The 14,564-nt window shown below is 34.1% G+C and carries 11 protein-coding genes and 1 pseudogene; 3 read left to right on the forward strand and 9 right to left on the reverse strand.

The genetic code is table 11. The annotated features are described in order from the left end of the window. Positions 1-105 precede the first annotated feature (105 nt). On the forward strand, positions 106-681 hold the full coding sequence (locus tag THEBR_RS10310) for a Uma2 family endonuclease (protein ID WP_012269725.1): 576 nt from the start codon (positions 106-108) through the stop codon (positions 679-681). 135 nt (positions 682-816) lie between these two features. Next, positions 817-2,034, forward strand: coding sequence for an IS256 family transposase (locus THEBR_RS10315; RefSeq protein ID WP_013570852.1), 1,218 nt, complete (start codon positions 817-819; stop codon positions 2,032-2,034). Between the two features lie 314 nt (positions 2,035-2,348). On the opposite strand, the pseudogene ltrA reads toward THEBR_RS10315, so the two are convergent. The 7 genes and pseudogenes from ltrA to THEBR_RS10350 form a co-directional block, all read right to left on the reverse strand. Next, positions 2,349-3,763 (reverse strand): annotated as a pseudogene (gene ltrA, locus THEBR_RS10320) (group II intron reverse transcriptase/maturase). A gap of 502 nt (positions 3,764-4,265) precedes the next feature. Continuing rightward, a complete protein-coding gene (rbsB, locus tag THEBR_RS10325) occupies positions 4,266-5,189 on the reverse strand; it encodes a ribose ABC transporter substrate-binding protein RbsB (protein ID WP_009051944.1) in 924 nt (307 codons plus the stop codon). 82 nt (positions 5,190-5,271) lie between these two features. Next, on the reverse strand, positions 5,272-6,228 hold the full coding sequence (locus tag THEBR_RS10330) for an ABC transporter permease (RefSeq protein WP_004399903.1): 957 nt from the start codon (positions 6,226-6,228) through the stop codon (positions 5,272-5,274). Position 6,229: 1 nt separating this feature from the next. Continuing rightward, a complete protein-coding gene (locus THEBR_RS10335; RefSeq protein WP_012269728.1) occupies positions 6,230-7,720 on the reverse strand; it encodes a sugar ABC transporter ATP-binding protein in 1,491 nt (496 codons plus the stop codon). A gap of 23 nt (positions 7,721-7,743) precedes the next feature. Next, entirely contained in the window at positions 7,744-8,136 is a 393-nt protein-coding gene (gene rbsD, locus THEBR_RS10340; protein ID WP_009051946.1) for a D-ribose pyranase, read from the reverse strand. Continuing rightward, positions 8,133-9,062 (reverse strand): ribokinase, encoded by a 930-nt coding sequence (rbsK, locus tag THEBR_RS10345; RefSeq protein ID WP_009051947.1) that lies wholly within the window; start codon positions 9,060-9,062, stop codon positions 8,133-8,135. The genes rbsD and rbsK overlap by 4 nt, the downstream gene beginning before the upstream one ends. A 15-nt stretch (positions 9,063-9,077) precedes the next feature. Then, positions 9,078-10,082, reverse strand: a complete 1,005-nt coding sequence (locus tag THEBR_RS10350; RefSeq protein WP_012269729.1) for a LacI family DNA-binding transcriptional regulator — start codon at positions 10,080-10,082, stop codon at positions 9,078-9,080. 214 nt (positions 10,083-10,296) lie between these two features. Between THEBR_RS10350 and THEBR_RS10355 the strand changes: the two genes are divergently transcribed. Continuing rightward, positions 10,297-11,340: an IS30 family transposase gene (locus THEBR_RS10355; RefSeq protein ID WP_011025138.1), complete on the forward strand. Its 1,044-nt coding sequence runs from the start codon at positions 10,297-10,299 to the stop codon at positions 11,338-11,340. An 832-nt stretch (positions 11,341-12,172) separates the two neighbouring features. On the opposite strand, the gene THEBR_RS10360 is transcribed toward THEBR_RS10355, so the two are convergent. Both THEBR_RS10360 and THEBR_RS10365 read right to left on the reverse strand, forming a co-directional pair. Then, a complete protein-coding gene (locus THEBR_RS10360; protein ID WP_012269267.1) occupies positions 12,173-13,456 on the reverse strand; it encodes an IS110 family RNA-guided transposase in 1,284 nt (427 codons plus the stop codon). A gap of 716 nt (positions 13,457-14,172) precedes the next feature. After that, on the reverse strand, positions 14,173-14,361 hold the full coding sequence (locus THEBR_RS10365) for a hypothetical protein (RefSeq protein ID WP_041589965.1): 189 nt from the start codon (positions 14,359-14,361) through the stop codon (positions 14,173-14,175). Positions 14,362-14,564 lie beyond the last annotated feature (203 nt).

Consider the following 14,564-nt stretch of genomic DNA (forward strand, 5'->3'; position numbering starts at 1 on the left):
TATAATTAAATGCAACAAATAAAAAGGGAGATATTTTTGCTCTGGATATTAAGAATATAAAATGTTAAACTTAGTATAAGAAGAGTTTTAAAGGGGTGTTTAATTATGCCTTTACCAAAAAGAGAGGATATTTATACTTATGAGGATTATTTAAACTGGCCAAATAATCAAAGAATAGAATTAATAAACGGGCAGATTTATTTAATGACTCCTCCATCGACAGTTCATCAAAGAATATCAAGAGAAATATTTACAAGCTTCGCTGTATATCTTAGAGGTAAGCAATGTGAAGTATTTAGTGCACCTTTTGGAGTAAGGTTTCCTTCTGGAAATGAGAAAAGTGATAAAGAAATAAAAACTGTTGTAGAACCCGACATCGTGGTAGTATGCGATAAGTCAAAGCTGGATGACGAAGGATGTAAAGGAGCTCCTGATTTAATTGTTGAAATTACATCACCTTCAACTGCAAGTAGAGATAAAATAGAAAAGTTTAATTTATACGAAAAGCATGGAGTAAAGGAATATTGGATAGTAGAACCAGATGACAAAGTTGTAAGTGTGTTTATTTTGCAGGAAAATTCCAGATATGGAAGACCTGATGTATATACTGTAGGAAATAAAATTAAAGTCTCTATCTTTGAAGATCTAGAAATAGATTTGAAAGATGTATTTGCTTACTAAAACACCCGTGCATTTATTATATAGAAGCATTATTATCGAGTAGGGAGACTGTAAAAAATTTTGTGTAAACTGATTAAAAACCTCTTTCTTGGTAAGAATTAGAATATATACAAAACCAAGAAGGAGGTTTTAAAAATGTCACTATTGACAAAAGAACAATTAAGAAATTTCATTAGTGAAAACAATATTCAATCTATTCCAGACCTTTATACATCATTAAAAAACCTTTTTAAAGATACTATTCAAGAAATGCTTGAAGCAGAACTTTCAACAGAACTTGGCTACGAAAGATATGACAAAAAAGACAAAGATACTCAAAATTCAAGAAATGGCTATACTCAAAAGACGGTAAAAACTCAATTTGGTGAGATGGAAATTGATATTCCAAGAGACAGACAAGGAGAATTTGAACCTAAAATAGTTCCAAAATACAAAAGAGACATATCAGGAATTGAAAAAAAAGTAATAGCTCTATATGCAAGAGGAATGTCAACAAGAGATATTCATGACCAGATAAAAGACCTGTATGGAATAGAACTATCTGCAGAAATGGTAAGCAAAATAACCGAAAGAATAGTACCAGAAATAAAAGAATGGCAATCAAGGCCATTAGAAAAGATATACACTTTCATATTTATGGATGCCATCCATTACAAAGTAAGAACAGACGGTCATATTATCAATAGAGCAGCTTATGTAGTATTAGGGGTAACGATAGAAGGCATAAAAGATGTATTAGGGATTTGGATTGGAGAAAATGAGAGTTCAAGATTCTGGCTTGGAGTATTAAATGAGCTAAAGAACAGAGGAGTAGAAGATGTTATAGTATTTTCTGTAGATGGATTAACAGGGATAAAAGAAGCAATACAAGCAGCATTTCCAAAATCAGAGATACAAAGATGTATAATACATCAATTAAGGAACTGCTTCAAATATGTGTCATATAAACACCTTAAAGAATTCAGTAAAGATTTTAAAGCAGTATATCAATCAGCTAATGAAGAAATAGCAAGGGATGAATTTGAGAAATTAAAAAACAAATGGCAGAATCTATATCCTTATGCCATAAAGAGTTGGGAGAATAACTGGGATGTATTAAGTCCATTTTACAAATTCCCTGAAGAAGTAAGGAAAATAATGTATACAACAAACATAATTGAAGGATTCCACAGGCAGTTAAGGAAAGTTACAAAATCAAAAACAATATTTCCATCTGATGAAGCATTAGAAAAAATGCTATACTTAGTAACAATGAATGTATTAAAGAAATGGACAGTGAGGTATAAAAACTGGGATATAGTATTAAATCAATTAATCATAATGTATCCTGGAAGACTTGAAAAATACTTATAGGGGGCGAAGCCCGAAAAAATTTTTTCTCTAGAACCTTTGAATCCCTGGGTCTTCAAAGGTTCTAGAGAAAAGCTTACAGTATCCCTAATTAAATATTTTAACCAAAATTATTCACTTTCATGCATAAGATGTAGAAAAAAGGTTATACTAAAGATTGATCAAATAAAAAATGTTAACTGATTCTTGCTGAGAAAGAGGATAAAATTAATCTAAATACACAAAATATTTTTCACTCCCCGAGTAGGAGCTGAATAATTATTTTATTCAGCGTCCTCTCACACCACCGTACGTACCGTTCGGTATACGGCGGTTCATTAGGAATTGTGTACAATTAGATATCTTTGGGATAAACTCTTATAACCTATGCTTTCAAAGTATTTATTTGTAAGAGTCTTATTTAGGATTGGGCTATTGGATATTCTCCAGTAGCCTTTCCTTGTATTGGCGTATTCCCAGGCTTTTTGTTCTTCTACTCCTAGTTTTACTAAGTTATCATGCTTCGTTTTTATCTTACTTCCATTAGTTTCCATATACATGCCCTTAGTCTTCGCCTTATCCATTCGTCAAGGGTTTTCATTATGCTTTTCGCGTCTGCTAATCCAAAATAGTTGACCCATCCTGTCGTTATTTGATTTAGTCTTTTTATTCTGTTTTCCATGCTTATTCCCTTGTTCCGATTGGTTATTTCTCTTACTTTTTCCTTAAACCTTTTGATGGATTTTTCATGGATTCTTATTCTTACTTCGTTTTCTTTTGTGTAGAATGAAAATCCAAGAAATTTTCTTCTCCATGGTCTATCTACAGCACTTTTTGCTTCGTTGACTTTTAGTTTTAATTTGCTTTCTATGAATTTCTTTATGCTCTTCATTACTCTGTTTCCTGCAGACCTGCTTTTTACATATATGTTGCAGTCATCTGCATATCGGCAGAATTTATGCCCTCGTTTCTCAAGTTCTTTGTCTAGTTCGTCCAACATTATGTTTGCTAATAGGGGACTTAATGGCCCTCCTTGGGGTGTCCCTTCTTCTGTTGATACTTTGATTCCGTTTATCATTACTCCTGATTCTAGGTATCTTCGTATTAACTTTAGTACCCTTTTGTCTCCTATCCGCTTTTCTAGTTTGGACATTATTATGTCGTGGTTTACTCTGTCAAAGAACTTTTCTAAGTCCATATCTACAACCCATGTGTATCCTTCATTTATGTATGCTTCTGCGGCTTTTATTGCGTCTTTTGCACTGCGTCCTGGTCTGAATCCATAACTGCTATCAGAAAATGTATGGTTGTAGACTTTATTTAGTATTTGGGCTATTGCTTGTTGTATTAGTCTGTCTAGTACTGTAGGTATTCCTAGTAGTCTTTTCCCTCCATCAGGTTTTGGTATTTCTACTCTTCGCACTGGTTGTGGTTTGTATTTCCCCTCCAGCAGTTGTTGTTTTATGGTTGCCCAGTTTTCTTTGAGATACGGTAGAAGTTCATCTACTCCCATCCCATCGACTCCATGGCTTCCTTTATTTGCAACAACGCGCTTGTATGCTGCTTCCATGTTCCCTCGTTCTACTACCATTTCAAGCATCTTGCTGGTATATCTTTGTACCTCGTTTCTTCCATCTCTTGACGCCGATGATATACTATGCACTTCCGTTGTCTTTTGAAATTCCATTTCTCTATCCAACGGATAGCCTCTTTGTTGAGTTGTCTGCAGTCTTTGCATATCTTTCGAGTTCATAAGATTTCCAAAACCTCCTAATGTTCGGTCCTTCCTTATCTATTATTGTCTAGATAAGTACTATGACCTCTGCTGACTTCTCAAAGTTCAGCCATACATCTCTGTATGGGTTGTCATTTCAGATTTTACTTCCATGACTTATCCTTGAGACCTCCCCGGGTAAGAACGATAGCTTTCATCTCATATATCTGCCAGATTTACTGTATGGGATTCGGGTAGTGTTGGACTTCGTTTTGTTACGCAAACTCATCCATCCCAATTCAGCCTCTTATCTGGTTCTTGTTCATCAGACCGAGATTTTGCCTTAAGCTTCCTTCAGATTCCACCTCACGATGGACACCCTTGCTCTTGGCTAGTGGTTCCCACTACCAAGCCCACAGCGGACTTTCACCGCCTAGCTATCGCCCATGCCGGGCGCACGTAAAAAAGCCCGCCCAAAACACGGCAGGCTTTTTAGATTCGCATTCGTTTTTCTATTTTCCTTATCTGTATTGATATCATATCACTTCGTTATAAGTTTAAGCTCAGCTGGTATAAATTTTTCTACCTTTTCACCTTTTAGATATTTGTCAGCCATTTCTACTCCAAGAGAACCTATTAAAGCTGGTTGCTGAGCAATCGTTGCAGCCATTTTGCCATCTTTTATAGCTTTCAACGCATCATCTGTCCCATCGAATCCAACTACTAAAATTCCTTGCCTATTTGCACTCTCTATTGCCTTTATTGCACCTAATGCCATTTCATCATTTTGCGCAAATACTGCATCAATTTTAGGTTGGGCTTGAAGGATATTTTCCATTACTGATAAACCTTTTGAACGATCAAAATCAGCAGCTTGTTTTGCTATAATTTTTATATCTGGATATTTAGCGATAGCTTCATCAAATCCTTTGCCTCTATCTCTTGCTGCGGAAGTACCTGGTATGCCTTCAAGTTCTACTACGTTTCCTTTCCCATTTAGCGTTTTGGCAATAAACTCTGCTGCCATTTCTCCACCTTTTACGTTATCTGAAGCTATGTGACAAATAACATCTCCACCATTTGCAGACCTGTCCAAAGTAATAACTGGTATATTTTTGCTATTTGCTTCTTTTATCGCATTAACTACAGCATCGCTATCTACAGGATTTATAAGCAAAACGTCTACTTTTTGTTGAATTAAATCTTCTACATTAGAAAGTTCTTTTGAAGAGTCATTCTGTGAATCTGCTACTATTAATTTATAGCCTAATTCTTTTGCCTTAGCTTCTGCTCCATCTTTCAATGTTACAAAAAATGGATTATTAAGTGTCGATATTACCAAGCCTATAGTCTTTTCTTCTTTAGCATTTGAAGTATTATTGGTATTACCTGTACTGCATCCAGCAATTAACGCAACAGGTAAAATAAATGTTAATAAAAGGAACAAAATTTTTGATTTTCTCATAATTCAACTCTCCCCTTTTAATTAAATTTTTAATTTTTAAAACTTTTTGTTTTTCAATTAAAACCTTCCTAAAACACCCCCTTTATCTACTTTCTTTTTTGTCTAATGCTATAGCAAGTAATATTACTGCACCTTTAGCTATAAGCTGATAAAAAGGCGAAACGTTAAGTAAATTTAAGCCATTATTTAAAATGCCTATTATCAAAGCACCTATCAGAGTACCTATTACTCCCCCTTCGCCACCTGATAAACTTGTACCTCCAAGTACAACCGCAGCTATGGCATCAAGTTCAGCACCCTGTCCCGCTGTTGGAGCTGCGGAATTTAACCTTGAAGTAATTATTAAACCACTTATTGCTGCTAAAAAGCCACTTAAAGAATACACAAATAGAATTATATTGTTAGTATTAATACCAGCCAATTTAGCAGCCTGTATATTGCCCCCTGTAGCATAGACATATCTTCCAAGTCTATTATTCTTTAAAATGTAATAACCTATCGCAAAGATAAGAACCGTAAGAATTATTGGTACAGGTATCGGCCCAATATAACCGTTGCCAATATAACCAAAAGCCGCACCTAAACCCGTTATTGGTTGTCCATTAGTATATACAAGTGTTAGACCTCTTGCTACTGTCATCATGGCAAATGTCGCAATAAAGGGTGGTATATTCCATCTAATTATGACAAAACCATTAAAAAATCCTAAACCGGTACCTATTATTAAACCTGCTAATACCGCTATAATTAATGGAGAACCGTCTTTTAACATGCCAGCTGTAATTGCACTTGAAAAGGCTAATATAGAACCTACAGATAAGTCTATTCCACCTGTTAATATTACAAACGTCATACCCACAGCCATTATTGCATTTAGGGAAGTCTGTCTTAAAACATTTGTAAGATTATAATAATCTAAAAATCTTGGTGATAATATTGAAAATACAACGATTAACCCTACTAAGCCTATCAAAGATTTTGCTTTGAGTAAAAATTCACTAATATTTATTTTTGTTACTTTTTCTTCCGGTAAATTCAACTCATTCCCCTCCTACAGCTTTTAACATTACCTTTTCTTCTGTCGCTTCTTCATGAAGTATTTCGCCTGTTATCCTTCCTTCATGCATTACAATAATTCTATCGCTAATATTCAAAACCTCTGGCAATTCTGAAGATATTAAAATTATACCAATACCTTGCTTTTTTAAATTATTAATCAATTTATATATTTCATTTTTTGCTCCAACATCAATGCCTCGAGTTGGTTCATCAAGAATAATTAATTTAGGATTTGTCAATAAACATTTGGCAATAGCAATTTTTTGTTGGTTTCCTCCACTCAGTTTAGATATTTTTTGATTTATTGAAGAGGTCTTAATGTTTAATTTTTCAATCATTTGGTTTACTAAATATTTTTCTTTAGAATGGTAAATAGTGCCTATATAATCAGAAATACTTTTTAATGCCGAAAGTGTCATATTTTCTTTTAAAGTATGCTTTAATATCAAACCGTCATTTTTTCTATCTTCAGATAAATATATTATTCCATTATCAATAGCATCTTTTGGATTATTTATCTTTAGCTCCTCATTTTCAAGATAAATTTTACCTGAGGTTTTCTTATAAAAGCCAAATATTGTTTTGGCCACTTCAGTTCTTCCTGCACCTATCAAACCAGCAACCCCTACTACTTCACCTTTTCTGACTGTGAAATTAATATTTTCAAATAAACCCTTCACACTAAGATTTTCTACTCGCAATATTTCCTCTCCCAGCGGAACAGATTCACGAGGATATTGTTCTTTTAGTTCTCTTCCAACCATCATTGTAACTAACTCATCACGTGTAACTTCGTTAATTTTACCTTGAGAAATAAAGCGTCCATCTCTTAAAACAATATAGTCATCACAAATTTCAAAAATTTCATTCATTCTGTGAGATATATAAATAATAGATCTGCCTTCTGATTTAAGCGATCTTATGACCTCAAATAATTTCTTTGTCTCTGCCTCTGTTAAAGCAGCAGTTGGTTCATCCATTACTAATATCTCAGCATCCATCAATAAACTTCTAGCTATTTCAACCATTTGTTGTTCTCCAACACTCAAGTACTTTACCAGTCTATTAACGTTTATATTCATACCCAATTCGCTAAGCTTTTTAGCAGCTTCTTGCTTTATTTTTTTCCAATCTATAACGTTAAATGATTTTAGATATTCCCTCCCTAAAAAAATATTTTCAGCAACACTAAGTGATGGTATAAGATTGAGCTCTTGATGAATCATAGCAATGCCATATTTTTCAGCATCTTTGACATTTCTTATATTTACTTCTTCCCCTTTTATATAAATACTTCCTTCATCTTTCTCATAAATGCCGCAGAGAATTTTCATCAAAGTTGACTTTCCTGCCCCATTTTCACCTAATAAAGCTAAGACATGACCTTTATAGAGCGTTAAGCTCACATTATCCAGAACTTTAACATTGCCAAACTTTTTCGTTATATTCCTCATCTCTAAAACGGGTTCCAAAAATTATTCCCCCCTTTGGATTGTTAAAATTCCACACCTGACTCTAAAATAATATTTGCATATGGCTTATATTCACCAGTCCTAATAATAGCTCTAGCGTTTTTTGACATTGCCTTTAAATCTTCATGGCTAATAATTATTAGCTTTTCTCCAAATAGCTCGAGAAGGTATAGGTATAAATCGTTATTTTTATCTATCATTTCTTTCGCAATATATGCTTTTTCTACTCCCAACTCAGTAAGTACCGTATTTAATGTATCTTTAAAACTCGGTATCCCTTTTGTTAAAGCAATATCAATTCTTTTAACACCATCTGGTATAGGTAATCCACTATCAGCAATCACCAACAAATCTGTATGCCCTAATCTTGCAACAACTTCTGAAATTTCACTATTCAGCAAATATGTCTTTTTCATTTGTTATAACCCCTTTCTTTAATAAATTTTTCTACCTCATCTCTATAAGGCAAGGATGACTGAGCGCCTTCTTTAGTAACCGTTAATGCTGCTACGTATGTAGCAAATTCTATTGCACTTTCAATGTTCTTCCCTTCACTTAATGCCACTGCTAATGCTCCTGTAAATGAATCACCTGCTGCTGTTGTATCAACAGCAGTAACTTTGATCGCATCAAATAGTTTTTCTGTATCCTTATTGATAAAAAAGCTTCCTTTTTCTCCAATAGTTGTTATAACGTTTTGAACTCCTTTGTCCAGCAAATATTTTGAGGCCTTTTTTATATCTGCAATTGTTTCTGTTTTACTTCTAGATAAAAGAGCTAATTCTGTTTCATTTGGAGTTAAAATATAAACCTTTTCTAAGAGCGTATCAGGCAATTCACATGCTGGTGCAGGATTTAATATGACTTTTATACCCTTTCGGTAACATAAATCCACTACAAATTCTACTGTCTCAACTGGTATTTCTAACTGAATTACACACATTTTTGCTTCATCAAAAATATCTTCGTGTTTTTCTATTTGCTCTATATTAAGCCTTTTATTTGCTCCCTGATAAACAACTATGTTATTTTCTCCTCTTTCACTCACATTAATATAAGCTGTACCCGTCGGTATTTCGTAATCAAATTCTATTCCTTTAATGTCAACGCTATCATTTTTTAAATCCTCATATAATTTCTTACCATATTCATCATTTCCCACTCTGCCGATCATAAAGACCGTTCCACCCAACCTTGCAATTGATACCGCTTGATTTGCGCCTTTACCACCGCCGTAATTTTTTAAATCATAAGCAATAACTGTCTCACCAACTACAGGAATATGCGGAACTCGTATCACAACGTCCATATTAATACTTCCAACAACAACTATCTTCTCCATCTTTTTTTACCACCTTTAGCCAATATTTTTTGTGCTTTGGCGTATTATCAACTGTGGTCTAAAATTAATAATTTTTTTCTTTAACTTTTTCCCTTCTACAAGTTTTATTAGCATTCGAGCAGCAGCCAGTCCCATATCATATGCAGGTTGCCTTATAGTTGTAAGCTGTGGTTCTAGTATTTGTGAAAGCTGTATATCATCAAATCCTACAACTGAGATATCGTCAGGAATCTTATAACCATATGAGCGTATGGCTTTATACGCTCCATATGCCATTAAATCATTAGAGGCAAAAATAGCTGTTACTTCATGCTCTAACAATTTTTCCGCCCCAATTATGCCGCTATTTATCTTATAATCTCCTTCAAATATGAGCCTATTATCGACTTCTATTTCATTATCTACCAAAGCTCTTTTATACCCCTCCAATCTTTCAATAGCATTACTAATATACAGTGGTCCTGTTATACAACCAATCCTTTTATGCCCTAAATCTATAAGGTACTTTGTTGCAATGTAACCACCTTCGTAGTTATCAAGAAACACACCATAAATATCTTCAGAATCAATGCGCCTATCCATTATGACAACTGGAATACCACTTTTTATAAGGTCTGTAATATGTTCATGTTTAGGAATAGAACTGCTGGTAAATATTATACCATCGACATATTTTTCTTTTAGTGCATTTATATACTCGCTTTCTTTCTCCAAATTGTCATCTGTATTGCACAAGAAGACGTTGTAACCGTAAATGTGAGCACTATCCTCTACACCACGGGCAATATCAGGAAAGAATGGGTTGGAAATATCAGGAATTATAAGACCGACAGTTTTAGTTTTTTTAGTAACTAATCCTCGTGCTATTGCATTAGGTTGATACCCTAATTCTTTTACTAATTGAAGAATCCTATTTCTAGTTTCTTCACTGACCCCTTCAGTTTTATTGTTTATAACTCTCGATACTGTTGTAATTGATACATTCGCTAGTTTTGCAATATCTTTTATTGTTACAGCCATAAATTCATCACCTATTAAATTTTAGTTTAACGTTTTAGTAAAACGCTTAACTATATAATAAAATAAAAATCACATTTTGTCAATAATAAAAATAAAAATTTTTTATAACGGTTAGTTGTATAATTAAATGCAACAGATAAAAGAATAGAAACCATAGTGAAAATCGTGTATGATATAGGTGTCAACTAAACATCATACAAGGAGGATTTTCACTATGGTTCATAATAATGATACCACAAAAAAGCGTTCTTTTAAACACTTAAGTAGCTATGAACGAGGAGAAATCTATGCATTACTCAAAGAAGGAAGAAGTATTCGGTATATTGCTAAAAAACTTAATCGATCTCCAAGCACTATAAGCCGTGAAATTAAACGTGGAACTACTACACAACTTAGAAGTGATTTATCTTCTTATACAAGCTATTTTCCTGAAACCGGTCAAGCTATCTACGAAAAAAATCGCTCAAATTGCGGAGCTAAATTTAAAGTAGCTAAAGCAGAAGATTTTTTGAAATATGCTGAAAATAAAATATTAAATGAAAAATGGTCACCAGATGCAGTTGTAGGCTATTGTAAAAAAGACCCAAGCTGGAATAATAAAACTATTGTTTGTACTAAAACACTGTACAACTATATAGATAGAGGATTATTAAAAGTTAAAAACATTGATTTACCTTTAAAACTACGTTTAAAACCAAGAAAGAAACAAAATCGTAAAAATAAACGTATTATGGGTAAAAGTATTGATTTTAGGCCTAAAGAAGTTGAAAGCCGTGAAGTTTTTGGGCATTGGGAAATAGATACGTTAATTGGCAAGAAATCTAATGACAAGGTCCTTTTAACATTAATAGAGCGTAAGACTCGCCATGAAATAATATTCTTATTAGATGCAAAAGACAATAAATCTGTTAAAGATGCATTATCAAAATTAAAAGATATGTTTGGTGACAATTTAAGCAAGGTCTTTAAAACAATAACATCTGATAATGGTACAGAGTTTAGTGATTTAGAAAGTGCTCTTTTAGAATATGGCGTAGAAGTATATTATACACATCCATATTCATCTTGGGAAAGAGCTACAAATGAACGACATAACGGTCTTATACGACGTTTCATCCCTAAAGGTAAAAGTATTAAAGATTTATCTATAGATACGATAAAGAGAGTAGAAAACTGGCTTAATAACCTTCCACGAAAATTGTTAAATTACAAAACGCCTAAGGAATACTTTTATGAAGAGCTGGCAAAAATCTGTTAAGCCCATCCATTATAAAGTTTAGAGCTCGTTCGTGATTTGTCAAGGGGCAGGCTTCGCCTGACTTTAACCCTTGACAAATCACGACCTTCGCTCAACTTGTTAACTAAGATGGGCTTAAGGTTATATATGATTTGTTCCAAATCCTATATCTACATGATTTTCATTAGGTGTTGCATTTAATATTGCAATTTATTAAAAAATTTTTTATAACTCTTCACGTGATTTAATCGAGTAGGAGGCGGTGACTAACCGCCGTCCTCTCACACCACCGTACGTACCGTTCGGTATACGGCGGTTCGGTAAATAAATAAGTGAGATTACCTCCCTCTATTATCTTTTATTTTCTCTTAATATCTTAGTTTTTCTTTAATTTTCTCATCACAACAAGAGCATCTCATGGCTTATATTATCATTTCTTACTTATCTAACCATTAAATAGGTAAGTTTAATAAACCTCATATCCTATTTCCATATTATGGCGGGATAGCTCCACTTATCTCATGGGGTTTACCCTCCCATGTCTCACTGGATCTCCGTCCTTAATTCCTTCGTTCTACCTGCCATGAGGTGGATGTCATTTCTGCTCCATTGCAGGGTCTTTGCCCGTATGGTGATTATTTTTTATGACAATTCCCGCTCTTGTTGTCAATATACCATCTTGACTAGTTGTTTTTGCTTTATTTCTTCCTTTACCTTTTATGTCACGTCGTTCACACTTTCGTTTTCCCTAAAAATTAATTCTTCTTAAGGATCAGCTTTTTAGATGTGAGTAAGTTAAAGCTGAAGAGAAGATAATTAACCCTTAATTGATTTTATAGTATGTTGGCACTTTTTATGCAGCTTCCTGTAAGGCTGGCCTCTTTATATCCTTCATCATCTTGATTGGGTCATATTTTACTCCTTTCTTTAATATGACATAAAATATCCTTATCAGTTTGTTGCACAATACTATTAGTGATTGCTTCTTTTTTAACGGGTTTTGCGCTCTGGTAGTGTAATATTTGTGAAGTTCACGAAACTCTTCGTTTTTTGCAACCAAGGCCATTACTGCAGTAAATAGTACTCTCCTCAATCGTTTCCTCCCTCTTTTACTTATTGTTGTTTCTCCTTTATACTTACCAGAGCTATTCTCTACTAGGTTTAATCCTCCTAGTTTTTGTATCTGTTTTGGATGTTCATATTTCTCAATGTCTCCTACTTCTGCAATAAACCCTGCTACTGTATTCATCCCTATCCCTTTGATTTCTAGTAGTTCTTTAACCCCTGGTATCTCAACTATTAATTCTTCCATCTTCTTCTCTATTTCTTCAATTTGTTTTTTGAGAAATTCGTATTGTTCAATGAGAGTCTTTATCTCGTATTCCGCCATCTTTATGCCCTGCTTCTTCCCTATGCTCTCCTTAGCAGTTTCTATCAGCTTTATAGCCCTTTTTTCTCCTACCCCTCTTTGTACTTCTTTCTTCCATATCGATATTATTTCTTCAGCACTCTTTTTTGCTATCTTCTCAGGCGTTGGAAATTCTCTTAATGTGATAAGTGCTGCTTTCCCTTCCCAGTCTGAAAATACGGTGTTAAACTCCGGAAAGTATATGTCCATCCATCTTGTTATTTGATTTTTTGTCATCCCTATTTGTTTGTTCAACCTGTCTTTTATGTCCATCGCTACCCTTAATTCTGCATATACTCCTTCAGGTATTGTCGGTTCTACATATCTCCCGTCTTTTACTAGCATTGCTATTGTTTTTGGGTCTTTTTTATCGCTTTTTGTGGGAGAATTGTCATCTAATTCTTTGCTCCTCTTTACATGGAATGGATTAACCAATACTACCTTTATGTTATTGTCTTTAAGGTATTGGGCAAAACATAGCCAATATTGCCCTGTCGGTTCTATCCCTACTATTAGTTTGTTTTTCTTATGTCTCTCCATCAAGTCTTTTGCCCATCTAAGAAATTTTGTTATACCTTCTCTATTGTTCTCAAATCTTAGGTATTTTCCATATTCTACTCCTCTGTAGTCAAATGCTCTGGCATAATGGCTTTCTTTTGCTATGTCTACTCCCGCAATTAATGTGTCTTCTGTTACTTGCAAAATCTTTTCATTTTGTGTATACTTCATTTTAGGTACCTCCTGTTTATTTTGATAATTCGAGGTAAGTTCTAGAACTTACACTCTGTATTTTATCAGGAGGTACTTATTTTTTCAAAGTTCATTCTCCCTTATTTTTTATTCATTACAGGAATGCTCCATATATTAGGCGTAGATTTCACTAAGCACTCCTAACCTTTATCTTCGAGTTCCACTCTATTTTCTGTTAGGCAGTCCCTATCAGGGTTGACAGCTTTCAAACATGAATAGTCTATCCTAATATCTACTTAAATACTACCGTCAAGTCCTTCCCTTACCTATCCTTTCGGTAGGTTCAAACAGTACTATGACTTGAGCTGACTTCTGAATGTTCAGCTATATCTCACGATATAGGTTACTCATGGAGAAAATTTATTCTCGACTTGAGCATATCATTCAGACCTCCCCGGGTAAGAACGATAACCTTCATCTCATATATCTGCCAGATTTACTGTATGGGGTTCGGGTAGTGTTGGACTTCGTTTTGTAATGCAAACTCATCCGCCCCAATTCAGCCTCCTATCTGGTTCTTGTTCATCAGACCGAGATTTTGCCTGCCGCTTCCTTCAGATTCCACCTCACGATGGACACCCTTGCGGTTCGGCTAGTGGTTCCCACTACCAAGCCCACAGCGGACTTTCACCGCCAAGTTATCGCCCATGCCGGGCGCACATTATTATAAAATCAGGGCTTTTTGTGCCCTGATTTTATACTGTCTTTTTTAATATTTCCTCTATAATCTCTTGAGATTTTAACGTGCATTTTAATTCGTCATTTGCATAATTCCCTTCTAATACGTCCTTTAAAAAGCTTTTTACAGCAGTCTCAAAACCTCTTCTATAAGATATAGTATCCCAGCTTTCAAAATTATGCACATATATTTTGCCATTTTCCATTATTCTTATATGTCAATTCTCAAATTAAATCTCCAAAGATTTTCAAATTATAATGGCATTTTTTAAGTGCATAAAAGTATTTTTTCTCAAATTATCACAGCCTGATTAAAAATTTTTTCACTTTTTAAGAGCATAACCGCCAAAATATGTTAATATCTGTTATTGGCAATTTGGGTTAATTGAAGTATAATAAAAAATGAGAG

It is taken from the genome of Thermoanaerobacter brockii subsp. finnii Ako-1 (genome assembly GCF_000175295.2).
GTDB lineage: Bacteria > Bacillota > Thermoanaerobacteria > Thermoanaerobacterales > Thermoanaerobacteraceae > Thermoanaerobacter > Thermoanaerobacter pseudethanolicus.